Origin of the sequence: Micromonospora sp. H61 (genome assembly GCF_018070325.1) — a bacterium.
Lineage (GTDB): Bacteria > Actinomycetota > Actinomycetes > Mycobacteriales > Micromonosporaceae > Micromonospora > Micromonospora salmantinae.
On sequence record NZ_JAGPXY010000025.1, the window covers coordinates 21,964 to 46,472 of the forward strand.

At 68.1% G+C, this 24,509-nt stretch carries 25 protein-coding genes; all 25 read left to right on the forward strand.

From position 1 onward, the window contains the following. Positions 1-73: 73 nt before the first annotated feature. Entirely contained in the window at positions 74-505 is a 432-nt protein-coding gene (gene rplK, locus KBX08_RS15110) for a 50S ribosomal protein L11 (RefSeq protein ID WP_091402426.1), read from the forward strand. A gap of 78 nt (positions 506-583) precedes the next feature. Next, positions 584-1,300, forward strand: coding sequence for a 50S ribosomal protein L1 (rplA, locus tag KBX08_RS15115; protein WP_112584802.1), 717 nt, complete (start codon positions 584-586; stop codon positions 1,298-1,300). Positions 1,301-1,380: 80 nt separating this feature from the next. Next, complete coding sequence (locus KBX08_RS15120; RefSeq protein WP_210784122.1) at positions 1,381-2,253, forward strand: ATP-binding cassette domain-containing protein; 873 nt, start codon at positions 1,381-1,383, stop codon at positions 2,251-2,253. Further along, positions 2,250-2,939, forward strand: a complete 690-nt coding sequence (locus tag KBX08_RS15125) for a hypothetical protein (RefSeq protein WP_210784123.1) — start codon at positions 2,250-2,252, stop codon at positions 2,937-2,939. The genes KBX08_RS15120 and KBX08_RS15125 overlap by 4 nt, the downstream gene beginning before the upstream one ends. Positions 2,940-3,279: 340 nt before the next feature. Further along, positions 3,280-3,825: a 50S ribosomal protein L10 gene (rplJ, locus tag KBX08_RS15130; RefSeq protein ID WP_112584808.1), complete on the forward strand. Its 546-nt coding sequence runs from the start codon at positions 3,280-3,282 to the stop codon at positions 3,823-3,825. A gap of 54 nt (positions 3,826-3,879) precedes the next feature. Next, positions 3,880-4,266, forward strand: coding sequence for a 50S ribosomal protein L7/L12 (gene rplL, locus KBX08_RS15135; RefSeq protein ID WP_030489578.1), 387 nt, complete (start codon positions 3,880-3,882; stop codon positions 4,264-4,266). 569 nt (positions 4,267-4,835) lie between these two features. Then, positions 4,836-8,267 (forward strand): DNA-directed RNA polymerase subunit beta, encoded by a 3,432-nt coding sequence (locus KBX08_RS15140; RefSeq protein WP_091402413.1) that lies wholly within the window; start codon positions 4,836-4,838, stop codon positions 8,265-8,267. Positions 8,268-8,347: 80 nt separating this feature from the next. Further along, positions 8,348-12,235, forward strand: coding sequence for a DNA-directed RNA polymerase subunit beta' (locus KBX08_RS15145; RefSeq protein WP_210784124.1), 3,888 nt, complete (start codon positions 8,348-8,350; stop codon positions 12,233-12,235). 94 nt (positions 12,236-12,329) lie between these two features. After that, entirely contained in the window at positions 12,330-12,698 is a 369-nt protein-coding gene (locus KBX08_RS15150; RefSeq protein WP_210784125.1) for a hypothetical protein, read from the forward strand. Positions 12,699-13,383: 685 nt separating this feature from the next. After that, positions 13,384-13,764, forward strand: coding sequence for a hypothetical protein (locus tag KBX08_RS15155; RefSeq protein ID WP_210784145.1), 381 nt, complete (start codon positions 13,384-13,386; stop codon positions 13,762-13,764). A gap of 509 nt (positions 13,765-14,273) precedes the next feature. After that, positions 14,274-14,648 carry a 30S ribosomal protein S12 gene (gene rpsL / locus KBX08_RS15160; RefSeq protein WP_007465318.1) on the forward strand — a complete coding sequence of 125 codons (375 nt, stop codon included), beginning with the start codon at positions 14,274-14,276 and terminating at the stop codon, positions 14,646-14,648. Between the two features lies 1 nt (position 14,649). After that, on the forward strand, positions 14,650-15,120 hold the full coding sequence (gene rpsG, locus KBX08_RS15165) for a 30S ribosomal protein S7 (RefSeq protein ID WP_007465317.1): 471 nt from the start codon (positions 14,650-14,652) through the stop codon (positions 15,118-15,120). Positions 15,121-15,194: 74 nt separating this feature from the next. Further along, positions 15,195-17,291 carry an elongation factor G gene (fusA, locus tag KBX08_RS15170; RefSeq protein WP_210784126.1) on the forward strand — a complete coding sequence of 699 codons (2,097 nt, stop codon included), beginning with the start codon at positions 15,195-15,197 and terminating at the stop codon, positions 17,289-17,291. Positions 17,292-17,503: 212 nt separating this feature from the next. Next, positions 17,504-18,697: an elongation factor Tu gene (gene tuf / locus KBX08_RS15175; RefSeq protein ID WP_030489585.1), complete on the forward strand. Its 1,194-nt coding sequence runs from the start codon at positions 17,504-17,506 to the stop codon at positions 18,695-18,697. Positions 18,698-19,047: 350 nt separating this feature from the next. Beyond that, positions 19,048-19,356, forward strand: coding sequence for a 30S ribosomal protein S10 (gene rpsJ / locus KBX08_RS15180; protein WP_007073037.1), 309 nt, complete (start codon positions 19,048-19,050; stop codon positions 19,354-19,356). An 11-nt stretch (positions 19,357-19,367) separates the two neighbouring features. Next, a complete protein-coding gene (gene rplC / locus KBX08_RS15185; protein ID WP_091402403.1) occupies positions 19,368-20,033 on the forward strand; it encodes a 50S ribosomal protein L3 in 666 nt (221 codons plus the stop codon). After that, the gene (rplD, locus tag KBX08_RS15190; protein WP_030489587.1) at positions 20,030-20,680 is read left to right on the forward strand and encodes a 50S ribosomal protein L4; all 651 of its coding nucleotides are present in this window, start codon (positions 20,030-20,032) and stop codon (positions 20,678-20,680) included. The genes rplC and rplD overlap by 4 nt, the downstream gene beginning before the upstream one ends. Beyond that, positions 20,677-20,979 (forward strand): 50S ribosomal protein L23, encoded by a 303-nt coding sequence (gene rplW, locus KBX08_RS15195; protein WP_007465304.1) that lies wholly within the window; start codon positions 20,677-20,679, stop codon positions 20,977-20,979. Before rplD ends, rplW begins: the two co-directional genes overlap by 4 nt. Positions 20,980-20,991: 12 nt before the next feature. Further along, positions 20,992-21,831 (forward strand): 50S ribosomal protein L2, encoded by an 840-nt coding sequence (rplB, locus tag KBX08_RS15200; protein ID WP_088950237.1) that lies wholly within the window; start codon positions 20,992-20,994, stop codon positions 21,829-21,831. 12 nt (positions 21,832-21,843) lie between these two features. Continuing rightward, positions 21,844-22,125, forward strand: a complete 282-nt coding sequence (rpsS, locus tag KBX08_RS15205; RefSeq protein ID WP_007465299.1) for a 30S ribosomal protein S19 — start codon at positions 21,844-21,846, stop codon at positions 22,123-22,125. A 41-nt stretch (positions 22,126-22,166) separates the two neighbouring features. Next, positions 22,167-22,625 carry a 50S ribosomal protein L22 gene (gene rplV, locus KBX08_RS15210; protein WP_007465297.1) on the forward strand — a complete coding sequence of 153 codons (459 nt, stop codon included), beginning with the start codon at positions 22,167-22,169 and terminating at the stop codon, positions 22,623-22,625. Next, complete coding sequence (gene rpsC, locus KBX08_RS15215) at positions 22,625-23,494, forward strand: 30S ribosomal protein S3 (protein ID WP_091402401.1); 870 nt, start codon at positions 22,625-22,627, stop codon at positions 23,492-23,494. Before rplV ends, rpsC begins: the two co-directional genes overlap by 1 nt. Before the next feature lie 3 nt (positions 23,495-23,497). Beyond that, positions 23,498-23,923, forward strand: coding sequence for a 50S ribosomal protein L16 (gene rplP, locus KBX08_RS15220; RefSeq protein WP_053653940.1), 426 nt, complete (start codon positions 23,498-23,500; stop codon positions 23,921-23,923). Then, the gene (gene rpmC, locus KBX08_RS15225; protein ID WP_007465283.1) at positions 23,923-24,159 is read left to right on the forward strand and encodes a 50S ribosomal protein L29; all 237 of its coding nucleotides are present in this window, start codon (positions 23,923-23,925) and stop codon (positions 24,157-24,159) included. The genes rplP and rpmC overlap by 1 nt, the downstream gene beginning before the upstream one ends. After that, positions 24,156-24,434: a 30S ribosomal protein S17 gene (rpsQ, locus tag KBX08_RS15230; protein WP_030489590.1), complete on the forward strand. Its 279-nt coding sequence runs from the start codon at positions 24,156-24,158 to the stop codon at positions 24,432-24,434. The genes rpmC and rpsQ overlap by 4 nt, the downstream gene beginning before the upstream one ends. Positions 24,435-24,509 lie beyond the last annotated feature (75 nt).

Below are 24,509 nucleotides of genomic sequence, written 5' to 3' on the forward strand. Positions count from 1 at the left end.
GCACCGCGCTGACCGTGCGCGCCCGAGGGCGGCGACAGCCGCATTTTCCCAGCTCCAAGCCCCAGGAAGTGACATGCCTCCGAAGAAGAAGCTCGTCAAGACGTTCACGCTTCAGTTGCCGGCGGGCCAGGCCACGCCGGCGCCGCCGGTCGGCCCCGCGCTCGGCCAGCACGGCGTGAACATCATGGAGTTCTGCAAGTCCTACAACGCGCAGACCGAGTCTCAGCGGGGCGACATCGTCCCCGCCGAGATCAGCGTGTTCGAGGACCGGTCCTTCACGTTCGTGCTGAAGACCCCGCCCGCTGCCCGGCTGCTGATCAAGGCTGCCGGTGTGCAGAAGGGTTCGGGTGTTCCGCAGTCCGAGAAGGTCGGCTCGGTCAGCCGCGCCCAGCTGCGTGAGATCGCCGAGAAGAAGATGGCCGACCTCAACGCCAACGACATCGCCCAGGCCGAGAAGATCATCGCCGGCACCGCCCGGTCGATGGGCATCACCGTCAACGACTGACGTAGGCCCCGGCCTTCGATCCGACCGTGGGAGGGCTCGCGCCGAGCGGCCCGCCAGAGACCACAGGAGTAATCAGCAATGCAGCGCAGCAAGAGCTACCGCAAGGCCGCCGATGTCATCGACCGGTCGAAGCTCTACACCCCCACCGAGGCCGTGAAGCTGGCCAAGGAGACCACCAACGTCAAGTTCGACGCCACGGTCGAGGTCGCCATGCGCCTCGGCGTCGACCCCCGCAAGGCGGACCAAATGGTCCGCGGCGTGGTCAACCTGCCGCACGGCACCGGTAAGACCGCCCGCGTGATCGTGTTCGCCAGCGGCGCGAAGGCCGAAGAGGCCGCCGCCGCGGGTGCGGACGAGGTGGGCACCGATGAGCTGGTCGCCCGCATCCAGGGTGGTTGGCTCGACTTCGACGCGGCGATCGCCACGCCGGACCAGATGGCCAAGATCGGCCGGATCGCGCGGATCCTGGGCCCGCGCGGTCTCATGCCGAACCCGAAGACCGGCACGGTGACCATGGACGTCACCAAGGCGGTGCAGGACATCAAGGGCGGCAAGATCACCTTCCGGGTGGACAAGCACTCCAACCTGCACCTGATCATCGGCAAGGCCTCCTTCACGGAGACCCAGCTGGTGGACAACTACGCTGCGGTGCTCGACGAGGTGCTGCGTGCCAAGCCGTCCGCGGCCAAGGGCAAGTACCTCCGCAAGGTCATCCTGACCACCACGATGGGCCCGGGCGTCCCGGTCGACCCGAATCTGGTGAAGAACCTTCGGGAGGACCAGGCCGACGCCTGAGTCGACAGATCGCTCCGCCGGGGCGCCGCCACGACAGTGGCGGCGCCCCGGCGCGTTCCAGGTGTGGCAGGCTCGACGCCATGCGCCTGGAGAACGTCTGGTTGCGGTACCACCGGCGCGGGCCGTGGGTGCTGCAAGGCATCGACGTGCGGATCGGTCCCGGCGAGGTGGCGATCGTGCTGGGCCGCAACGGGGTGGGCAAGTCGACACTGCTCCAGGTGGCCGCGGGGGTCCTCCGCCCGGGCCGGGGCCGGGTCACCGACCGGCCGGCGCGGGTGGGCTGGGTGCCGGAGCGTTTCCCCACGGACCAACCGTTCACGGTGGCCCGCTATCTGACCGGGATGGCCCGGGTGGCGGGTCTGGGCAGGGCTGCGGCCGACGAGGCCGTGACCTCCTGGACGGACCGGCTCGGGCTGTCCGCCTTCCGCTCGGTCCGGCTGCCGGAGCTGTCCAAGGGCACCGCGCAGAAGGTCGGCCTGGCCCAGGCGCTGCTGCGCCCACCGGGCCTGCTGGTGCTCGACGAGCCGTGGGAGGGGCTGGACGCCGCCACCCGAGAGTTGGTGCCCGAGCTGATCGCCGAGGTGCTCGCCGCCGACGGGTCCGTCCTGGTCAGCGACCACCGCGGCGAGACGGTCCGGCTCCCGGCCGCGCGCCGCTGGTTGGTGGCCGACGGCTCGCTCTCCGAGGAGACGTCGTCGCCGGACGAGACGATCGCGGTGGTCGAGGTAGCGGTGCCGGCCGCGCGGGTTGCCGGCACCGTCGCCCGGGTGCGCGCCGAGGGCCACCACGTGCTGCGGGTACGCTCCGACGCCTCCACCGCCGCGTCCCAGGCCCTACCCGTCGAGCCGCTCCGACCCGCCGAGCCGTCGCTGAAGATGGCCGGGGAGGTGACAGCGGAGCAGCCGGAGGCCGCTGACGCCGCTGTCGAGTCGGCAGCGGGGGAGACCCGGTGAGCGCCCTGGTCCGGATGCGGTTGGCCGGTTTACTGCGAACTGGCCGGGCGTTGGCGCCGTTGCTCGCCGGCCTGATCACGCTCGGCACCCTCTACGGCGGTGGCCGAGCCCAGCCGGCGGAGGCGTACGGGGTCTCCGCGGTCGTGCTCTTTCCGGTGCTCGCCTGGCAGACCAAGATCCTGTTGGACGTCGAGCCGGACGTGCAGCGTCGACTGGCGCAGGTGACGGTCGGAGTGGCCCGTGAGCGGTTGGCCGGGCTGCTCGCCGCCGCGGTGGCGGCGCTGGCGACGGTGACCGTCGCGCTGCTCTTTCCGTGGCTGGTCGGCGGGGTGTCCGGCCCGGTCGACCCGGGGGACCGGTCGATTCCGGTCGGGCTGGCGCTGGGATTGTGGGCGCACGTGCTGGTCGTACCCGCTGCGGTTGCTCTTGGGGCGCTGGCCAGCCGGGCGTCGGTGGGCGGCGCCGGGTACGGCGTCGCGGTGTTGGCCCTCGGCGGGGTCGGCGCGGTGGTGTTCGGCCTGACCGGCTCGGTCGCCCCCTGGCTGGCACCGCCGATCATGGCGGCCGCTCGCACCACCGCCGGCGACGCCGCCGCGCTGACAGTGCTGGGGCTGAGCGGGTGGGCGTTGGCCTGGAGCGCCGCTGTCGTCGGCGGCTACCTGTGGCGTCGGCGGGCCCAGGGCTGACCGGCACTGGCGTGGGTGACGCGGCTCACCGGGCGCGATTTGGCGCTGCTGGTCGGGGCGCGTACTCTTCAACCGTCATCCGTGTTCTCATGGATGAGGAACCACCCAGAGACCGCTGGTCACCGTGTTTCGGCACGGTCGAAGGTCCCGCGACAACGGGCGACCCGCGTAGGGCGGCAAGCGTAACTCGGCAGTGAGCATGGTCCGCCGACCATGACGATCCGCCGGCCCTCGCCCCGTGCGCCCTGCGCCGGGGCTTTTTCGTTGTCGCGCTGCCTCCGCCCCCGTTCCGGCTTCGGCCGAGACGGGGACCAGCCTCGAGTAACGAGAGAGGAGGGACATGGCGGACAAGCCGATCCGGGCCGACAAGGCCACGGCCGTCGCTGAGCTGACCGAGAGCTTCCGCAGCTCGGGCGCCACCGTGCTGACCGAGTACCGCGGTCTGACGGTTTCCCAGCTCACCCAGCTTCGGCGCTCGCTCGGCGCCGATACCAGCTACACGGTCGCGAAGAACACGCTGGCCAAGCGTGCTGCGACGGACGCGGGCATCACCGGCCTCGACGAGCTGTTCACCGGTCCTACCGCGCTGACTTTCGTTTCGGGCGACGTCGTCGAGGCGGCGAAGGGGCTTCGCGACTTCGCGAAGGCCAACCCGAAGCTCGTCATCAAGGGCGGTGTCTTCGAGGGCAAGGCCATCACCGCGGCCGAGGTCACGAAGCTCGCCGACCTTGAGTCCCGCGAGGTGCTGCTGGCCAAGCTGGCCGGCGCGATGAAGGGCAACCTGAGCAAGGCCGCGGCCCTGTTCCAGGCCCCGCTGTCGAAGACCGCCCGTCTGGCGGCTGCACTGCAGGACAAGCGCGAGAAGGAGGGCGCCGAGGCGGCCTGAGGCCCCCACGGCGCACCAGTTCTTACTTAACAGAATCAGGAAAGGACGCCAGATATGGCGAAGCTCAGCACCGACGAGCTGCTCGACGCGTTCAAGGAGATGACGCTGATCGAGCTCTCTGAGTTCGTGAAGCAGTTCGAGACGACCTTCGAGGTCACCGCTGCCGCTCCGGTCGCGATCGCCCAGGGTGGTGGCGGCGGCGCCGCTGCGGCCGAGGCCGAGCCGGAGCAGGACGAGTTCGACGTCATCCTCGAGGCTGACGGTGGCAAGAAGATCCAGGTCATCAAGGTCGTGCGTGAGCTGACCGGCCTGGGCCTCAAGGAGGCCAAGGACGCGGTCGAGTCCGCGCCGAAGGCCATCCTGGAGAAGGTCAACAAGGAGACCGCCGACAAGGCGAAGGCCAAGCTCGAGGGTGAGGGCGCCAAGGTCACCCTCAAGTGACCTGACGTTCCACCAACGCGTACCCGGCTCGTGAGCTGGGACACCATCGCGTAGCGGCGGGCGGTGATCCGACACGGATCACCGCCCGCCGTTTTGGTGGATCTGGCTGCGACCGGTCCTGAGCTGGGCGCCGACCATGGGTACCCTTGACCCGAACGAGCGTGGCGGGTCGCCCTCCAGTGGGAAACAGGGGACAACCCGGATACCGGCCCTTGACGCGGCCCGGGGCTGCCAGGCACGCTGACACCAGCAAGACACCGCGCTTGCGACGGCCACGACGTGGGTATGACAGCGACGGCACCATCAGCCGCTGTAACCCGAGCGGCCCAGTGGGGAGTTGCGTTCTGAGCGGCCCGGCAGACCCCGGTTGACGGGGGCCGAGGCGCGCTCCGCAAACAACCTGCGGGGTGGGCTGGACAGCGGTTAGCCTCTCGGCTACACTGCTAGTTTGCGCTGCCTTCCGACTTGACCCCTGCTCGGAAATGTCCGTTTACGGATATTTCTGGTGGGGTCATTGGAGTGCACGCGTACCAGCCGTTCTGCAGCACCGGTCCTCGGAAGGACGCATCTTGGCAGCTTCCCGCCCTGCGAAGACCAGTCGTACGTCGAGCGCATTCGCTCCCCGCCGAGTTTCATTCGGCAGGATCACCGAACACCTCGAGGTCCCCAACCTCCTTGCCATTCAGAACGAGTCCTTCGACTGGCTCGTCGGCAACGAGGCTTGGCAGGGCCGGTCGGCGGACGACCCGCACGCACGATCGGGTCTCGCGGAGATCCTTGAAGAGATCAGTCCCATTGAGGACTTCTCCGGCACCATGTCGCTCTCCTTCTCAGCGCCGCGCTTCGACGAGGTCAAGGCCTCGATCGAGGAGTGCAAGGAGAAGGACCTGACCTACTGCGCTCCGCTCTTCGTGACCGCGGAGTTCACCAACAACACCACTGGCGAGATCAAGAGCCAGACGGTGTTCATGGGTGACTTCCCGATGATGACGCCCAAGGGCACCTTCGTCATCAACGGCACCGAGCGCGTCGTGGTCAGCCAGCTCGTCCGGTCTCCGGGCGTGTACTTCGACAAGCAGCCGGACAAGACCTCCGACCGCGACCTCTCCAGCGTCAAGGTCATCCCGAGTCGGGGTGCCTGGCTGGAGTTCGACATCGATAAGCGCGACACGGTCGGCGTACGCATCGACCGCAAGCGTCGGCAGGCCGTCACCGTCCTGCTCAAGGCCATCGGATGGTCGGCCGAGCGGATCCGTGAGAAGTTCGGCTGGTCCGAGCTGATGATGACCACGCTCGAGAAGGACCACATCGCCGGCGCCGACGAGGCTCTGCTCGACATCTACCGCAAGCTGCGCCCTGGCGAGCCGCCGACGCGCGAGAACGCCCAGACCCTGCTCGACAACCTCTTCTTCAACCCGAAGAGGTACGACGTCGCCAAGGTCGGGCGCTACAAGTTCAACAAGAAGCTGGAAGTTGGCGTGCCGATCACCACCGGCACGCTGACCGAGGACGACATCGTCGCCACCGTGGAGTACCTGTGCCGGCTGCACGCCGGTGAGGACGGCTACGAGGCCGACGACATCGACCACTTCGGCAACCGGCGCCTCCGTACCGTGGGCGAGCTGATCCAGAACCAGGTTCGGGTCGGCCTGTCCCGGATGGAGCGGGTCGTCCGCGAGCGGATGACCACGCAGGACGTCGAGGCGATCACCCCGCAGACCCTGATCAACATCCGCCCGGTGGTGGCGGCGATCAAGGAGTTCTTCGGGACGTCCCAGCTGTCCCAGTTCATGGACCAGACCAACCCGCTGGCGGGCCTGACCCACCGGCGTCGGCTGAGCGCGCTCGGCCCGGGTGGTCTGTCCCGGGAGCGGGCCGGCTTCGAGGTCCGCGACGTGCACCCGTCCCACTACGGCCGGATGTGCCCGATCGAGACGCCGGAAGGCCCGAACATCGGCCTGATCGGCGCGCTGTCCACCTTCGCCCGGGTCAACCCGTTCGGCTTCATCGAGACGCCGTACCGGAAGGTCGTCGAGGGTCGGGTCACCGACCAGATCGACTACCTGACCGCGGACGAGGAGGACCGGTTCGTCAAGGCCCAGGCCAACGCGCGCCTGAAGGCTGACGGCACGTTCGCCGAGGACCGGGTGCTCTGCCGTCGTAAGGGCGGCGAGACCGAGGACGTCGTCCCCGGTGCCGTCGACTACATGGACGTCTCGCCCCGGCAGATGACCTCGGTCGCGACCGCCATGATCCCGTTCCTCGAGCACGACGACGCCAACCGGGCACTGATGGGCGCGAACATGCAGCGCCAGGCGGTGCCGCTGGTCAAGGCCGAGGCGCCGCTCGTGGGTACGGGCATGGAGTACCGGGCCGCTGTCGACGCTGGCGACGTGGTGGTCGCCGAGGTCGGCGGTGTGATCGAGGATCTCTGCGCCGACTACGTCACCATCCACCAGGATGACGGCCACCGCCGGACGTACCTGCTGCACAAGTTCCGCCGCTCCAACGCCGGCTCTTGTGTCAACCAGAAGCCGGTCGTCTTCGAGGGCGACCGCGTCGAGGCCGGTCAGGTCATCGCCGACGGTCCGTGCACCGACGAGGGCGAGATGGCACTCGGACGCAACCTGCTGGTGGCGTTCATGTGCTGGGAGGGCCACAACTACGAGGACGCGATCATCCTGTCGCAGCGCCTCGTGCAGCAGGACGTGCTCACCTCGATCCACATCGAGGAGCACGAGGTCGACGCCCGGGACACCAAGCTCGGTCCGGAGGAGATCACCCGCGACATCCCGAACGTCAGCGAGGAAATGCTCGCTGACCTCGACGAGCGCGGCATCATCCGGATCGGCGCCGAGGTCGTCCCCGGTGACATCCTGGTCGGCAAGGTCACGCCCAAGGGTGAGACCGAGCTGACCCCGGAGGAGCGGCTGCTCCGCGCGATCTTCGGTGAGAAGGCGCGTGAGGTTCGGGACACCTCGCTGAAGGTGCCGCACGGCGAGACCGGCACGGTCATCGGTGTGCGCACGTTCTCCCGCGAGGACGGCGACGAGTTGCCGCCGGGTGTCAACGAGCTGGTCCGGGTCTACGTCGCCCAGAAGCGCAAGATCCAGGACGGCGACAAGCTCGCCGGCCGGCACGGCAACAAGGGTGTCATCTCGAAGATCCTGCCGATCGAGGACATGCCGTTCCTTGAGGACGGCACCCCGGTCGACATCGTGCTCAACCCGCTCGGTGTGCCGAGCCGGATGAACATCGGCCAGGTGCTGGAGACCCACCTCGGTTGGGTCGCCAAGACCGGTTGGAAGGTCGAGGGTGACGACGCCGACTGGAAGCGTCAGCTGCGCTCGATCGACGCGCACGAGTCCGAGGGCGACACCAACGTGGCCACCCCGGTCTTCGATGGTGCTCGCGAGGAGGAGATCTCCGGTCTGCTCGAGTCGACCCTGCCCAACCGGGACGGCAAGCAGCTGATCGGTCGTACCGGCAAGGCGCAGCTGTTCGACGGTCGTTCCGGTGAGCCGCTGCCGGACCCGATCGCGGTCGGCTACGTCTACATCCTGAAGCTCAACCACCTGGTCGACGACAAGATCCACGCTCGTTCGACCGGCCCGTACTCGATGATCACGCAGCAGCCGCTGGGTGGTAAGGCGCAGTTCGGTGGTCAGCGTTTCGGTGAGATGGAGTGCTGGGCGATGCAGGCGTACGGCGCTGCCTACGCCCTGCAGGAGCTGCTCACGATCAAGTCCGACGACGTGCTCGGCCGAGTGAAGGTCTACGAGGCCATCGTCAAGGGCGAGAACATCCCGGAGCCGGGCATCCCGGAGTCGTTCAAGGTGCTGCTCAAGGAGCTGCAGTCGCTGTGCCTCAACGTCGAGGTGCTCTCCAGCGACGGTGTGGCCCTGGAAATGCGCGAGACCGACGACGAGGTGTTCCGGGCCGCTGAGGAGCTGGGCATCGACCTGTCCCGGCGCGAGCCGAGCTCGGTCGAAGAGGTCTGAGGTGAGCGGTCGGGGGCCGGCTCGCCGGCCCCCGACCCCACCCGAGAATTAGCAGTACAGACGACGACATAGGGGACATAGTGCTCGACGTCAACTTCTTCGACGAGCTGCGCATTGGTCTCGCCACCGCCGACGACATCCGTCAGTGGTCGCACGGCGAGGTCAAGAAGCCTGAGACGATCAACTACCGCACCCTGAAGCCGGAAAAGGACGGGCTCTTCTGCGAGAAGATCTTCGGTCCGCAGCGGGACTGGGAGTGCTACTGCGGTAAGTACAAGCGCGTCCGGTTCAAGGGCATCATCTGTGAGCGCTGCGGCGTCGAGGTGACTCGCTCCAAGGTCCGCCGTGAGCGGATGGGGCACATCGAGCTCGCCGCTCCGGTGACCCACATCTGGTACTTCAAGGGCGTTCCGAGCCGGCTGGGTTACCTGCTGGACCTCGCTCCCAAGGACCTCGAGAAGATCATCTACTTCGCCTCGTACGTCGTGACGAGCGTGGACGCGGAGTCGCGTCACCGCGACCTCTCGACGATCGAGAACGAGATCCTGGCCGAGAAGCGGCAGTCCGAGAACAGCCGCGACTCGGAGATCGAGAAGCGGGCCGCCAAGCTCGAGGCCGACCTGGCCGAGCTGGAGGCCGAGGGTGCCAAGGCGGACGTCCGGCGCAAGGTCAAGGAGGGCGGAGAGCGCGAGATGCGCCAGATCCGCGACCGGGCCCAGCGCGAGATCGACCGCCTGGACGAGGTGCTGGACACCTTCCGCAAGCTGGAGCCGAAGCAGCTGGTCACCGACGAGCTGCTCTACCGCGAGCTGCGCGACCGGTTCGGTGAGTACTTCACCGGTTCCATGGGCGCCGAGGCGATCAAGGCGCTGGTCCAGAACATGGACCTCGACGCCGAGGCCGAGAGCCTGCGGGAGACCATCCGGTCCGGCAAGGGCCAGCGGAAGATCCGGGCGCTCAAGCGACTCAAGGTCGTCGCGGCGTTCCTGAACACCCGCAACTCGCCGCTCGGCATGGTGCTGGACTGCGTCCCGGTCATCCCGCCGGACCTGCGCCCGATGGTGCAGCTCGACGGTGGCCGCTTCGCGACCTCGGACCTGAACGACCTGTACCGCCGCGTGATCAACCGGAACAACCGCCTCAAGCGACTGATCGACCTCGGCGCGCCCGAGATCATCGTCAACAACGAGAAGCGGATGCTCCAGGAGGCCGTCGACGCGCTGTTCGACAACGGCCGTCGCGGCCGGCCGGTCACCGGCCCGGGTAACCGCCCGCTCAAGTCGCTGTCCGACATGCTCAAGGGCAAGCAGGGCCGGTTCCGCCAGAACCTGCTGGGCAAGCGCGTCGACTACTCCGGCCGTTCGGTCATCGTGGTCGGCCCGAAGCTCAAGCTGCACCAGTGCGGTCTGCCCAAGCAGATGGCGCTGGAGCTGTTCAAGCCGTTCGTGATGAAGCGGCTGGTCGACCTCAACCACGCGCAGAACATCAAGTCCGCCAAGCGGATGGTCGAGCGTCAGCGCCCGGTCGTGTGGGACGTGCTGGAAGAGGTCATCGGCGAGCACCCGGTGCTGCTCAACCGGGCGCCGACCCTGCACCGTCTGGGCATCCAGGCCTTCGAGCCGCAGCTGGTCGAGGGCAAGGCGATCCAGATCCACCCGCTGGTCTGCACGGCGTTCAACGCCGACTTCGACGGTGACCAGATGGCGGTGCACGTGCCGCTGTCCGCCGAGGCCCAGGCCGAGGCGCGGATCCTGATGCTGTCGTCGAACAACATCCTCAAGCCGGCCGACGGTAAGCCGGTCACCATGCCTACCCAGGACATGGTCATCGGTCTGTACCACCTCACCCACCTCACCGCCGGTGAGAAGGGCGAGGGTCGGGCGTTCAGCTCGGACGCCGAGGCGCGGATGGCCTTCGACAACGGCGAGCTGCACCTGCAGGCGCCGGTGAAGATCCGCCTGCGCGGCGTGGTCGGTGTCGACAACGGCAACGGCTCCGAGGCGTGGAGCGCCCCGGAGGGCTGGGTCGAGGGTGACCCGCTGACCGTGGAGACCACCCTGGGTCGGGTGCTGTTCAACGAGACGCTGCCGCAGGGCTACCGCTTCGTGAACTACGAGATCCGCAAGGGTCAGCTCTCCGCGATCGTCAACGACCTCGCCGAGCGCTTCCCCAAGGTGGCGCTGGCCGCCACCCTGGACGGGCTCAAGGAGGCCGGTTTCCACTGGGCCACCTGGTCCGGCGTGACGATCGGCATGGAGGACGTCATCGCTCCGCCGCGCAAGGCGGAGATCCTGGCGAAGTACGAGAAGGACGCCGACCAGATCGACAAGCAGTACCAGCGTGGTCTGATGACCGCCGAGGAGCGTCGCGGCGAGCTGATCGAGATCTGGACCAAGGCGACCAACGAGGTCGCCAAGGAGATGGACACCGCGCTGCCGCAGGAGAACCCGCTGTGGAAGATGATCAACTCGGGTGCTCGCGGTAACCTGCTCCAGCTCCGGCAGATCGCGGCGATCCGTGGTCTGGTGGCCAACCCCAAGGGCGAGATCATCCCGCGGCCGATCAAGGCCAGCTACCGGGAGGGTCTGTCCGTGCTGGAGTACTTCATCTCCACGCACGGTGCCCGTAAGGGTCTCGCCGACACCGCGCTGCGGACCGCCGACTCGGGTTACCTGACCCGTCGTCTGGTGGACGTCTCGCAGGACGTCATCATCCGCGAAGAGGACTGCGGCACCGACCGGGCGATCCCGATGCAGATCGGCGAGAAGCTGGACGGCAAGCTCGTCGTCCACACCCACGCCGAGACCAGCGTGCACGCCCGGACCCTCGCCGACGACATCAAGGGGCCGGACGGCACCGTGGTGGCGGAGCGCGGTCAGGACATCAACTCCATCGGGGTCGACAAGATCGTCGCCGCTGGTGTGGAGACGGTCCGGGTGCGCAGCGTGCTCACCTGCGAGTCGAAGCTGGGCGTCTGCGCGGCCTGCTACGGCCGGTCGCTGCCGACCGGTAAGTCGGTCGACATCGGCGAGGCGGTCGGCATCATCGCCGCCCAGTCCATCGGTGAGCCCGGTACGCAGCTGACGATGCGTACCTTCCACACCGGTGGTGTCGCGGGTGAGGACATCACCCAGGGTCTGCCGCGTGTTCAGGAAATCTTCGAGGCTCGGGTCCCGAAGGGTAAGGCGCCCATCGCCGACACCCCCGGTAAGATCCGGATCGAGGACGGCGAGCGCTCGCGCAAGATCATCGTGGTGCCGGACGACGGCAGCGAAGAGATCGTCTACGACAAGATCTCGAAGCGGGTCAAGCTCCGTACCCACGACGGCGGTCACGTCGCGGTCGGCGAGAAGCTGACCGAGGGCACCATCGACCCGCACGAGTTGCTGCGGATCATGGGTCCGCGGGCGGTCCAGGTCCACCTGACCAGTGAGGTCCAGGAGGTCTACCGCTCGCAGGGTGTGCTCATCCACGACAAGCACATCGAGATCATCATCCGCCAGATGCTCAAGCGGGTGACGGTCATCGACTCCGGCTCGACCGAGTTCCTGCCGGGTGTGCTCGTCGACCGGGCGCTGTTCGAGTCGGAGAACCGCCGGCTCGTCTCGGAGGGCGGCGAGCCCGCCGCTGGTCGTCCGGTGCTGATGGGTATCACCAAGGCATCGCTGGCCACCGACTCCTGGCTCTCGGCGGCCTCCTTCCAGGAGACCACCCGGGTGCTGACCGACGCTGCGATCAACTCGCGCAGCGACTCCCTGGTCGGCCTCAAGGAGAACGTGATCATCGGAAAGCTCATCCCGGCCGGTACGGGCATCAGCAAGTACCGCAACGTCCGGGTCGAGCCGACCGAGGAGGCCAAGGCCAAGGTCTACTCGATGACCGGTTACCCGGAGACCGACTACGGGTTCGGGCCGGCCAGCGGGCAGGCCGTGCCGCTGGACGACTTCGACTTCGGGTCGTACCGCTAAGCACCAGTAACACGACGAGGCCCCCGGTGAAAGCCGGGGGCCTCGTCGTGTGCGTGCCGACCCACCCCTGGGCCGGGTTCGGCATGATGGGGGGATGACGACCGCACCCGGGCAGGTGTCCGTCGCCCAGCAGGGCGTGCGCCACCCGCTGGACCCGGACCCGGCCCGCGCCACGAAGGCACGGGCGGTCTTCGCGCTGGGCCTGCTCGGCATGTTGACCGGGCTGTTCATCGGTGGCGTGGTGCCGGCCACGGTGGCCCTGCAACTGGCACGGCAGGCGCGCCGGGAGGCGTACGCCTCGGGGGGGTTCCTGACCGGCGGCGTCTGGCTGCGACGGGGGGAGTGGATGGCCTGGACCGGCCTGGTGCTGGTCGCGGTCAGTGTGGTGGCCGCGGTGGTCATCGGGGTGGTCCGGTTGGCCGGCGCCCCGTTCGGCCACGACTACCCGGCGAACATGGACTGAGCCACCGGTGGCCGCGCCCGGCGCGGGCGGCGGTGCTCGCGGCGGTAGCCTGGCCGGTGTCCGCCGTGTGTCGGTGGCGGCCTTTCGACAGGAGGACCTCGTGACGGAACCGGCGCGGCCCCCTGCGGACGAACCGGCCGGCCCGCCGGACCCTCCGGCTCCGCCATCCGAGCCGAGCGACTGGGCGCGACCCGGCCCGAGCGGCGAGCCGCACCCACCGGCGTCCATCCCGGGCCCGCCACCCCCTGCGGCACCACCCCCCGGTTGGGGTCCGAACGGCTGGGGCGCGACCCCGACGCCCGGCTCCGACCAGCCTTACCCGGTCTCCAGCGCCCCGACCTCGACGCCGCAGGACTGGGGCCCGCCCACCTCCGGGCCGGGTGTGCCGCCCGGCTGGGGCCCGCCGGCGGCCGGTTCGGGAGTGCCCTACGGCTGGGGTCCGTCCTCGTCTGCGCCGAGCGTGCCGGCCGGGTGGGGTCCGTCGTCCGCTGCGCCGTCTGCGCCGCCTGGGTGGGGCCCGTCCCCGTCTGGGCCGGCTGCGCCGTACGGCTGGGGCCCGCCGTCGTCCGGGCACGGGGCGCCGCCCGGCTGGGGCCCGCCGCCGGGGCACGGCCCGGGGTGGGGTGGCCCTCCGGGGCGTTCGGTGCCGCCGCCCACCGACGACCAACGCCGGCCGCCGAAGCGGGTGGAGGGGGTTTCGGGTACGCCGTTCGGCGTCGTGCACCTGGACGTGGCACCGGTCACCTCTGGGCTGGCCATCGGGGCGCTGGCGGCGGGGATCGCCTCACTTCTGGTCTCACTTCTGGTGATCTGCTTCGGAGTGGCCTTCAAGAACGACGGCGGGGCCTGGGCCTCCGGGGCGTTCGCCGCGCTGGGTGTGCTGGCCGGCGGGGCGGCCGTCGTCGTCGGGCTGCTCGGCCGGCGGCAGATCCGGCGGCCGACCGCGCCCTCCGCGGTCCAGTTCACCGGCCGCGGGCTGGCGATGGCCGGGATCAGCTGCGGCGCGGCGGGAGCACTGCTCAGCCTGCTGGGCCTGGGTCTTGCCCTGCTTCTGACCCTGACGTGAGAGTCATCACCGAGAGATCCGGCACCTGACGGGGGTTTTCCGCGGAAGGCTTGCGGTCACCCCGGGGGCGATGGGTGCTTCTGCGGGGAAGCCGTTACACTTGTGTTCGTAGGTGCCCATCGCGGGCGACGAGGCAGGACGAGATCCGGCCGGCGGGTGTGAGACGGTCGCCGGGCCATTCCGTTTTGACCTGGGCGGTTGTGGTAGGTACTCTTTCCCCTTGTGCCCGGGCATGCCCGGGCAACTCGTGCGTGCGCTGTTTCCGGCTTACGGACGGCGGCACGACAAGCCAAAGATCCGGGGCGGGGCGACCCGCGCGCCGGTGACAAAACCCGGTACGAACGCGAGAGCGTCCGCAACGGGGCCGTGACGAGGGCGACACGCCCGACCGCGGGTGCCGGGGTCTCCGCAAGGCGGCCCTGGTCGGAATGTAGGAGAGCCGGTCATCAGGCCGGCTAACGAGCAGACGGCGCGGCCGCGGATGCGGCCGAAGGGAGCGGAGAAACCCGGTGCCCACGATCCAGCAGCTGGTCCGAAAGGGCCGCCAGGCGAAGACGACCAAGACCAAGACCCCGGCGCTGAAGGGTTCCCCTCAGCGGCGCGGCGTGTGCACTCGCGTGTACACCACCACCCCGAAGAAGCCGAACTCGGCGCTGCGCAAGGTCGCTCGCGTGAAGCTCAGCAGCCAGATCGAGGTGACCGCCTACATCCCCGGCGTCGGTCACAACCTGCAGGAGCACTCGATCGTGCTCGTCCGCGGTGGCCGGGTGAAGGACCTCCCCGGCGTGCGTTACAAGATCGTTCGCGGCTCGCTGGACACCCAGGGTGTCCGCAACCGCAAGCAGGCGCGCAGCCGTTACGGCGCGAAGAAGGAGAAGAGCTGACATGCCGCGTAAGGGACCCGCTCCGCGGCGGCCACTGGTCGCTGACCCGGTGTACAACTCGCCGCTGGTCACCCAGCTGGTGAACAAGATCCTGCTCCGCGGCAAGCGTCAGCTCGCCGAGTCCATCGTGTACGCGGCCCTCGAGGGCTGCCGCGAGAAGTCCGGCACCGACCCGGTCGTCACCCTCAAGCGGGCGATGGACAACGTCAAGCCGACCCTCGAGGTGCGCAGCCGTCGTGTCGGTGGCGCCACCTACCAGGTTCCGGTCGAGGTCCGCCCGACCCGGGCGACCACCCTGGGCCTGCGCTGGCTGGTCACGTACTCCCGCGCCCGCCGCGAGAAGACCATGGTCGAGCGGCTGATGAACGAGCTGCTGGACGCGAGCAACGGCCTCGGTGCCGCCGTCAAGCGGCGCGAGGACACGCACAAGATGGCCGAGTCGAACAAGGCCTTCGCGCACTACCGCTGGTAACACCCTGGTTCCGGCGCCTCCGGGCGCCGGAACCGCCACCAGTTGAGTCGAGACGACGATAAGTAGGGATTGAAGTGGCCGCCGCAGACGCGCTCGCCAAGGTACGCAACATCGGCATCATGGCGCACATCGATGCCGGTAAGACCACGACCACCGAGCGAATCCTGTTCTACACCGGCATCACGTACAAGATCGGTGAGGTCCACGAGGGCGCTGCCGTCATGGACTGGATGGAGCAGGAGCAGGAGCGTGGTATCACCATCACCTCCGCTGCTACCAAGTGTGAGTGGAAAGACCACACGATCCAGATCATCGACACGCCTGGCCACGTCGACTTCACGGTCGAGGTCGAGCGGTCGTTGCGGGTCCTGGATGGTGCGGTAGCGGTCTACGACGGTGTCGCCGGCGTGGAACCGCAGACGGAGAACGTCTGGCGGCAGGCCGACAAGTACAACGTCCCGCGTATGTGCTTCGTCAACAAGCTCGACCGGACCGGCGCCGACTTCTTCCGCTGCGTGCAGATGATGATCGACCGGCTGAACGCCACCCCGCTGGTGCTCCAGATCCCGATCGGGCTCGAGGGTGACCACATCGGTGTCGTCGACCTGATCGGCATGCGCGCGCTCACCTGGCGCGGGGAGACCCAGAAGGGTGAGGACTACGCGGTTGAGGAGATCCCGGCCGAGCTGGCCGACTCCGCGGCCGAGTGGCGCGAGAAGCTGATGGAGACCCTCGCCGACGTCGACGACGCGGTGATGGAGAAGTACCTGGAGGGCGATGAGATCTCCGCCGAGGAGATCAAGGCCGCCATCCGGCGTGCCACCATCGCCGGCAAGGCCAACCCGGTGCTCTGCGGCTCGGCGTTCAAGAACAAGGGCGTTCAGCCCATGCTCGACGCCGTGGTCGACTTCCTGCCGTCGCCGCTGGACGTTCCGGCGATCGAGGGTACGGCCACCGACGGCGAGACCCCGCTGCTGCGGAAGCCGTCCAACTCGGAGCCCTTCTCCGGCCTGGCCTTCAAGATCCAGACGGACAAGCACCTGGGCAAGCTCACCTACGTGCGGGTCTACTCCGGCACGCTCGATTCCGGTTCCCAGGTGGTCAACTCCACCAAGGACCGCAAGGAGCGGATCGGCAAGATCTACCAGATGCACGCCAACAAGCGGGAAGAGCGTCCGTCGGCGCAGGCCGGCGACATCATCGCCGTGCAGGGTCTCAAGCAGACCACCACCGGCGACACTCTCTCCGACCCGGCGAACCCGGTCATCCTGGAGTCCATGACCTTCCCGGAGCCGGTCATCTCGGTGGCGATCGAGCCGAAGACCAAGTCCGACCAGGAGAAGCTGGGCACGGCCATCCAGCGCCTGGCCGAGGAGGACCCGACCTTCCGCGTCCAGCTGGACGAGGAGACCGGTCAGACGGTCATCTCCGGCATGGGTGAGCTGCACCTGGACATCCTGGTCGACCGGATGCGCCGCGAGTTCAACGTCGAGGCGAACGTCGGCAAGCCGCAGGTGGCGTACCGCGAGACCATCCGCCGCAAGGTGGAGAAGGTCGAGTACACCCACAAGAAGCAGACCGGTGGTTCCGGCCAGTACGCCCGCGTGATCGTGAGCGTCGAGCCGCTTCCGCTGGACAACGACTCGCCGACCTACGAGTTCGCCAACGCCGTCAGCGGCGGCCGCATCCCCCGGGAGTTCATCCCCTCGGTGGACGCCGGTGCGCAGGACGCGCTGCAGTACGGCATCCTGGCGGGCTTCCCGCTGGTCGGCGTGAAGCTGACCCTGCTGGACGGCCAGTACCACGAGGTCGACTCGTCGGAAATGGCATTCAAGATCGCCGGCTCGATGGTGATGAAGGACGCGGCCCGCAAGGCCGATCCGGCACTGCTCGAGCCGATGATGGCCGTTGAAGTCACCACTCCTGAGGAGAACATGGGTGACGTCATCGGTGACCTCAACTCCCGCCGCGGCATCATCCAGGCGATGGAGGAGCGCAGCGGCGCCCGCATCGTCCGGGCCCTGGTGCCGTTGTCGGAGATGTTCGGCTACGTCGGCGACCTGCGGTCGAAGACCCAGGGCCGGGCTAGCTACAGCATGCAGTTCGACTCCTACGCCGAGGTTCCGCAGAGCGTCGCGAAGGAGATCATCGCCAAGGCAACGGGCGAGTAGCGCTCTGAGCAGGTGATTCGTGGTTGGTCGCGGGAGGGTTCACCCGCCCGCGGCCACCACGATCGGATCGCGTGAGACCGGGCCTGTAGGCTTCATCGCCGCAGAACCCACAAAGGCTCTCCGGCCGTCAGGCCGGAAAGGCTGTCGACAGAGTCCTAAGCGCCGACCGGCGCGCCGGGCGTACGAACCAAGAAGTCCACAGGAGGACACCAGTGGCGAAGGCTAAGTTCGAGCGGACTAAGCCGCACGTCAACATCGGCACCATTGGTCACATCGACCACGGTAAGACGACGCTGACGGCGGCCATCACCAAGGTCCTGCACGACCAGTACCCGGACCTGAACCCCTACACGCCGTTCGACGAGATCGACAAGGCGCCGGAGGAGAAGGCCCGCGGCATCACGATCTCGATCGCGCACGTCGAGTACCAGACCGAGTCGCGGCACTACGCGCACGTCGACTGCCCTGGGCACGCCGACTACATCAAGAACATGATCACCGGTGCCGCGCAGATGGACGGCGCGATCCTGGTGGTCGCGGCGACCGACGGCCCGATGCCGCAGACCCGCGAGCACGTGCTGCTGGCCCGTCAGGTCGGTGTGCCGTACATCGTCGTGGCGCTCAACAAGAGCGACATGGTCGATGACGAGGAGCTCCTGGAGCTCGTCGAGCTCGAGGTCCGTGAGCTGCTCTCCTCGCAGGAGTACCCGGGTGACGACCTGCCGGTCGTTCGGGTTTCGGCGCTGAAGGCCCTCGAGGGTGACCCCGAGTGGACCGGCAAGCTGCTGGACCTGATGACCGCTGTCGACACCTCGATCCCGCAGCCGGAGCGCGAGGTCGACAAGCCGTTCCTGATGCCGGTTGAGGACGTCTTCACGATCACCGGTCGTGGCACCGTCGTCACCGGTCGCGTGGAGCGCGGCGTTCTCCTGCCGAACGAGGATGTCGAGCTCGTCGGTATCAAGGAGAAGAGCTTCAAGACCAAGGTCACCGCGATCGAGATGTTCCGGAAGACCCTGGACGACGCCCGCGCAGGCGAGAACGTCGGCCTGCTGCTGCGTGGTACCAAGCGCGACGAGGTCGAGCGCGGCATGGTCGTCGTGAAGCCGGGCTCGAACACCCCGCACACGGAGTTCGAGGCGACGGTCTACATCCTCTCCAAGGAGGAGGGTGGCCGTCACACCCCGTTCTTCCAGAACTACCGTCCGCAGTTCTACTTCCGGACCACTGACGTCACCGGTGTCGTCACCCTCCCCGAGGGCACCGAGATGGTCATGCCGGGTGACAACACGTCCATGTCGGTGAAGCTGATCCAGCCCATCGCCATGGAGGAGAACCTCAAGTTCGCGATCCGCGAGGGTGGCCGCACCGTCGGCGCCGGGTTCGTCACCAAGATTAACAAGTGAACTAGGTAACCCCGATTAGACCCGCCGCCGGTCGTGCGGCATACTAGTCAGGTTGCGTAACGACAGTTCGTCGCCTGTGTTCGGCTTTCGCTGAACCTCCGGGTGGCGAGGCAGTCGAGCGTAGGGTGGTTGGCGGCCCAGTCGCCAACCACCCTCGCACGGCGTTCAGGTCGCGGTAATGCGATCGGCGCCTTGACCCCCCGTGCGGTCGGCACCACTCCGGTACCTAGGGGCGGAGCTCGGCCCGAGGGCGCGACACGCCCGACCGCGGGGGTCGGCGAAGTGGGCCTGTGCCAGCCGGTACAGGCGCCCGCAACACAGCGGCATCGAGAGAAGGAACAGAAGCCACCATGGCGGGACAGAAGATCCGCATCCGGCTCAAGGCCTATGACCACGAGGTCGTCGACTCCTCGGCTCGGAAGATCGTCGAGACGGTGACGCGCACCGGGGCGCAGGTCGCGGGCCCGGTGCCGCTGCCCACGGAGATCAACCGTTTCTGCGTTATCCGCTCGCCGCACAAGTACAAGGACTCGCGCGAGCACTTCGAGATGCGCACGCACAAGCGGCTGATCGACATCATCGACCCGACCCCGAAGACGGTCGACTCGCTCATGCGCCTCGACCTGCCGGCTGGCGTCGACATCGAGATCAAGCTGTAGGGACCGGACAAATGGACAGGCAAGTCAAGGGGATCCTGGGCGCCAAGCTCGGCATGACCCAGGTCTGGGAGAACAACCGTGTTGTTCCCGTGACCGTGGTCGAGGCCGGCCCGTGCGTCATCAGCCAGGTTCGTAGCGCCGAGAAGGACGGTTACTCCGCGGTCCAGCTCGCGTACGGCACCATCGACCCGCGCAAGGTCAAGAAGCCGATCAGCGGGCACTACGCCAAGGCGGACGTGGCGCCGCGCCGGCACATCGTCGAGCTGCGCACCACTGACGCTGGGGAATACTCGCTCGGCCAGGAAGTCACTGTCGAGGAGTTCCCGGCCGGCGTCACCATCGACGTCACCGGCAAGACCAAGGGCAAGGGCTACGCCGGCCCGATGAAGCGGCACGGCTTCCACGGCCTGGGCGCCGGGCACGGCGTCGAGCGCAAGCACCGCTCGCCCGGCTCCATCGGCGCCTGCGCCACTCCGGGTCGTGTCTTCAAGGGCACCCGGATGGCCGGCCGTATGGGTGGCGTTCGGTACACCGTGCAGAACCTCACCGTCCAGGCGGTCGACACCGAGAACAACCTGCTGCTCGTCCGGGGTGCCATTCCTGGTCCCAAGGGCGCGCTCGTTCTGGTCCGTACCGCGGCCAAGAGCAAGGTGAAGAAGGGCGGTGCGGCCAAGTGACCACCGTTGACGTGCGCACCGTCGAAGGCACCACCAGCGGCTCCGTGGAGCTGCCGGAGGACATCTTCGACGTGCAGGCCAACGTCGCGCTGATGCACCAGGTCGTGGTGGCCCAGCTCGCGGCGGCCCGACAGGGCACGCACAAGGCCAAGACCCGCGGCGAGGTCGCCGGTGGCGGCAAGAAGCCGTACAAGCAGAAGGGCACCGGTCGCGCCCGGCAGGGCTCGATCCGCGCGCCGCAGTTCGCCGGCGGTGGCGTCGTGCACGGTCCCGTGCCGCGCGACTACAGCCAGCGGACCCCGAAGAAGATGAAGGCCGCCGCTCTGCGGGGTGCCCTCTCCGACCGGGCCCGCGCCGGGCAGGTGCACGTCGTCGAGGCGTTCGTCTCGGGCGAGAAGCCGTCGACCAAGGCGGCCCTGGCCACGCTGACCAAGCTCACCGAGGCCCGTCGGGTCCTGGTCGTGCTGAGCAGCACCGACGAGCTGAACTGGGTGTCGCTGCGCAATGAGCCGCGCGTGCACCTGATCGAGTCCGGCCAGCTGAACACGTACGACGTGCTCGTGGCCGACGACGTGGTCTTCACCAAGGACGCCCTGGACGAGTTCCTGGGCGTGCCCGCCGAGACCACCGAGGAGGGTGGCAAGTGAGCACGATCGCCGACCCGCGCGACATCATCGTGGCGCCGGTCGTCTCGGAGAAGAGCTACAGCGAGCTGAACCGGAACTGGTACACCTTCCTGGTGCACCCGGACGCGAACAAGACCGAGATCAAGATCGCTATCCAGCAGATCTTCAACGTCCGCGTCCTGACGGTCAACACGCTCAACCGCCAGGGTAAGCGCAAGCGCACCAAGACCGGCTTCGGTCAGCGCAAGGCGACCAAGCGGGCGATCGTGAAGCTGGCTGACGGTGACCGCATCGAGGCCTTCGGCGGCCCGGTCAGCTGAGGGGTGTAGACAATGGCTATCCGTAAGTACAAGCCGACGACGCCGGGCCGACGTGGCTCGAGTGTCGCTGACTTCGCCGAGATCACCCGGTCCACGCCGGAAAAGTCGCTGCTCGCTCCGTTGCCGAAGAAGGGCGGGCGTAACGCCCACGGCCGGATCACCACGCGGCACCACGGTGGCGGTCACAAGCGTCAGTACCGTCTGATCGACTTCAAGCGGGTCGACAAGGACGGCGTGCCGGCGAAGGTCGCTCACATCGAGTACGACCCGAACCGCACGGCGCGCATCGCGCTGCTGCACTACGCCGACGGCGAGAAGCGGTACATCATCGCGCCGAAGGACATGAAGCAGGGCGACCGCGTCGAGTCCGGCCCGGGCGCCGACATCAAGCCGGGTAACAACCTGCCGCTGCGCAACATCCCGGTCGGTACCACGATCCACAACGTGGAGCTGCGTCCGGGTGGCGGGGCCAAGCTGGCCCGTTCCGCCGGCGTCGGCATCCAGCTGCTCGGCCGCGAGGGCGCGTACGCGACCCTGCGTATGCCGTCCGGCGAGATCCGGCGGGTGGACGTGCGCTGCCGCGCAAGCGTCGGCGAGATCGGCAACGCCGACCAGTCGAACATCAACTGGGGTAAGGCCGGCCGGATGCGGTGGAAGGGCAAGCGCCCGACCGTCCGTGGTGTCGCCATGAACCCGGTCGACCACCCGCACGGTGGTGGTGAGGGTAAGACCTCCGGTGGTCGCCACCCGGTCAACCCGCAGGGTAAGCCCGAGGGCCGCACCCGCCGTAAGGGCCAGCCGAGTGACCGGCTGATCGTCCGCCGCCGCTACGCCACGCGTAAGCGCGGCTGAGGGAGATAAGACATGCCTCGCAGCCTGAAGAAGGGCCCGTTCGTCGACGACCACCTGCTCAAGAAGGTGGAAGTTCAGAACGACAAGGGCTCCAAGAACGTGATCAAGACCTGGTCGCGGCGCTCGACGATCATCCCCGAGATGCTGGGGCACACGATCGCCGTTCATGACGGACGCAAGCACGTCCCGGTGTTCGTGACCGAGGCGATGGTCGGGCACAAGCTCGGCGAGTTCGCGCTGACCCGCACGTTCAAGGGTCACGAGAAGGACGACCGGAAGAGCCGTCGGCGCTGACGCCGCGGGCATACGGATAGAGGGAACAAGGGGTTACAGCGATGCCAGGAAAGGGCGACGCTCCGGTGCTTCCGGGCGCGCGGGCGGTTGCGCGGCACGTGCGCATCTCGCCGATGAAGGCGCGCCGGGTGGTCAACCTCGTCCGCGGCCTGCCCGCGAAGGAGGCGCTCACGGTGCTGCAGTTCGCGCCGCAGGCTGCGAGCGAGCAGGTGTACAAGGTGCTCGCTAGCGCGATCGCCAACGCGGAGAACAACGAGCGGCTGGACCCCGACGCGCTGCTCGTCAGCGAGGCCTTCGTGGACGAGGGCCCGACGATGAAGCGGTTCCAGCCGCGGGCGCAGGGTCGGGCGTACCGAATCCGCAAGCGCACCTGCCACATCACTGTGGCGGTCGAAGCGGTCGCGCCGGCAGCGCCGAGGAAGGCCGCGGCGAAGAAGGCCGCCCCGGCCACGGAGGCCGCACCGGCCGAAGCGCAGAGCAAGACGGAGGACGCCGAGTAATGGGTCAGAAGGTTCACCCCACTGGGTTCCGGCTCGGCATCTCGACCGACTGGAAGTCCCGCTGGTTCGCGGACAAGCTCTACAAGGACTACATCGGCGAGGATGTCAAGATCCGCCGCATGATGTCCAAGGGCCTCGAGCGTGCCGGGATTTCCAAGGTCGACATCGAGCGCACCCGCGACCGGGTCCGGGTCGACATCCACACCGCCCGGCCGGGCATCGTCATCGGCCGTAAGGGTGCGGAGGCCGACCGGATCCGCGGCGAGCTTGAGAAGCTCACCGGCAAGCAGGTTCAGCTGAACATCATCGAGGTGAAGAACCCCGAGTCGGACGCTCAGCTGGTCGCGCAGGGCGTGGCCGAGCAGTTGTCCAGCCGGGTCAGCTTCCGTCGGGCGATGCGCAAGGCCATGCAGTCGGCGATGAAGAACCCGGTCTGCAAGGGCATCCGGGTTCAGGTCTCGGGTCGCCTCGGCGGCGCCGAGATGAGCCGGACCGAGTTCTACCGTGAGGGCCGGGTTCCGCTGCACACGCTGCGGGCCAACATCGAGTACGGCTTCTTCGAGGCCCGTACGACGTTCGGTCGGATCGGTGTGAAGGTCTGGATCTACAAGGGCGACGCCGTCCCGGGCCGGGAAGCTCCGGCCGAGGCCGGTCCGTCCCGCCCGCGTCGTGGTGAGCGCGGCGACCGTCCCGAGCGTCCGCGCCGTGGCCGGTCGGGTTCGTCCGGCACCACGGCTGGTGGCACCGAGGCCGGTCGGGCTGCTGCGACCACCATCGCGCAGCAGGCCGAGACGCCGAGCGGCGAGCCGGTCGACAGCGCAGCTGTCGCCGCCACTGCTGCTCCGGCAGAAACGCAGCAGGAGGGCTGACAGATGCTGATGCCGCGCAAGCCCCCGAAGGGCTTCCGCAAGCCGCACCACCCGGACCGCAGTGGCGCGTCCAAGGGTGGTAACCGGGTGGTGTTCGGCGAGTTCGGGATCCAGGCTCTCGAGCCGGCGTACGTGACGAACCGGCAGATCGAGTCGGCACGTATCGCGATGACTCGCCACATCAAGCGTGGTGGCAAGGTCTGGATCACGATCTTCCCGGACCAGGCCCTCACCAAGAAGCCTGCCGAGACCCGGATGGGTTCCGGTAAGGGTTCGCCGGAGTGGTGGGTTGCCAACGTCAAGCCGGGGCGGGTTCTCTTCGAGATGTCCTTCCCCAACGAGCAGACCGCGCGAGAGGCCATGCGTCGCGCGATCCACAAGCTCCCGATGAAGTGCCGCATTGTTACGCGCGAAGTGGGTGAATCCTGATGGCAGCGGGCGTTAAGGCGACCGAGCTGCGTGAGCTCTCCGAAGAGGAGCTGGTCACGAAGCTGCGGGAGGCCAAGGCGGAGCTGTTCAACCTCCGCGTGCAGGCCGCAACCGGGCAGCTGGACAACAACCGGCGGTTGCAGGTCATCCGTCGGGAGATCGCCCGGATCTACACGATCATGCGTGAGCGCGAGCTGGGGCTCTCGGCCGCGCCGACTGAGGTGACTGCATCATGACCGAAGAGACCGCCACCGCCGCCGCGCGGTCGCGCCGCAAGGTCCGCGAGGGCCTGGTGATCAGCGACAAGATGGACAAGACCGTCGTTGTCGAGGTCGAGGACCGGGTTCGGCACGCGCTGTACGGCAAGATCATGCGCCGTACGGCCAAGCTGAAGGTGCACGACGAGCAGAACGCCGCTGGCACCGGTGACCGGGTTCTCATCATGGAGACCCGGCCGCTGAGCGCCACCAAGCGTTGGCGGATCGTGGAGATCCTGGAAAAGGCCAAGTAGCGAAGGCTCGAGCTCGCCCGGCGTTGCGTCGGGCGTAGGTTCCGCCAGGCTCCGGCCGCTACGGCGGCCGGAGAA

Excerpts from the sequence above, each read along its gene's own strand:
- rplK (WP_091402426.1), top strand. The coding sequence starts at position 74 with ATGCCTCCGAAGAAGAAGCTCGTCAAGACGTTCACGCTTCAGTTGCCG.
- rplA (WP_112584802.1), top strand. The coding sequence starts at position 584 with ATGCAGCGCAGCAAGAGCTACCGCAAGGCCGCCGATGTCATCGACCGG.
- KBX08_RS15120 (WP_210784122.1), top strand. The coding sequence starts at position 1,381 with ATGCGCCTGGAGAACGTCTGGTTGCGGTACCACCGGCGCGGGCCGTGG.
- rplJ (WP_112584808.1), top strand. The coding sequence starts at position 3,280 with ATGGCGGACAAGCCGATCCGGGCCGACAAGGCCACGGCCGTCGCTGAG.
- rplL (WP_030489578.1), top strand. The coding sequence starts at position 3,880 with ATGGCGAAGCTCAGCACCGACGAGCTGCTCGACGCGTTCAAGGAGATG.
- KBX08_RS15150 (WP_210784125.1), top strand. The coding sequence starts at position 12,330 with ATGACGACCGCACCCGGGCAGGTGTCCGTCGCCCAGCAGGGCGTGCGC.
- rpsG (WP_007465317.1), top strand. The coding sequence starts at position 14,650 with ATGCCGCGTAAGGGACCCGCTCCGCGGCGGCCACTGGTCGCTGACCCG.
- rpsJ (WP_007073037.1), top strand. The coding sequence starts at position 19,048 with ATGGCGGGACAGAAGATCCGCATCCGGCTCAAGGCCTATGACCACGAG.
- rplC (WP_091402403.1), top strand. The coding sequence starts at position 19,368 with ATGGACAGGCAAGTCAAGGGGATCCTGGGCGCCAAGCTCGGCATGACC.
- rplB (WP_088950237.1), top strand. The coding sequence starts at position 20,992 with ATGGCTATCCGTAAGTACAAGCCGACGACGCCGGGCCGACGTGGCTCG.
- rpsS (WP_007465299.1), top strand. The coding sequence starts at position 21,844 with ATGCCTCGCAGCCTGAAGAAGGGCCCGTTCGTCGACGACCACCTGCTC.
- rplV (WP_007465297.1), top strand. The coding sequence starts at position 22,167 with ATGCCAGGAAAGGGCGACGCTCCGGTGCTTCCGGGCGCGCGGGCGGTT.
- rpsC (WP_091402401.1), top strand. The coding sequence starts at position 22,625 with ATGGGTCAGAAGGTTCACCCCACTGGGTTCCGGCTCGGCATCTCGACC.
- rplP (WP_053653940.1), top strand. The coding sequence starts at position 23,498 with ATGCTGATGCCGCGCAAGCCCCCGAAGGGCTTCCGCAAGCCGCACCAC.
- rpmC (WP_007465283.1), top strand. The coding sequence starts at position 23,923 with ATGGCAGCGGGCGTTAAGGCGACCGAGCTGCGTGAGCTCTCCGAAGAG.
- rpsQ (WP_030489590.1), top strand. The coding sequence starts at position 24,156 with ATGACCGAAGAGACCGCCACCGCCGCCGCGCGGTCGCGCCGCAAGGTC.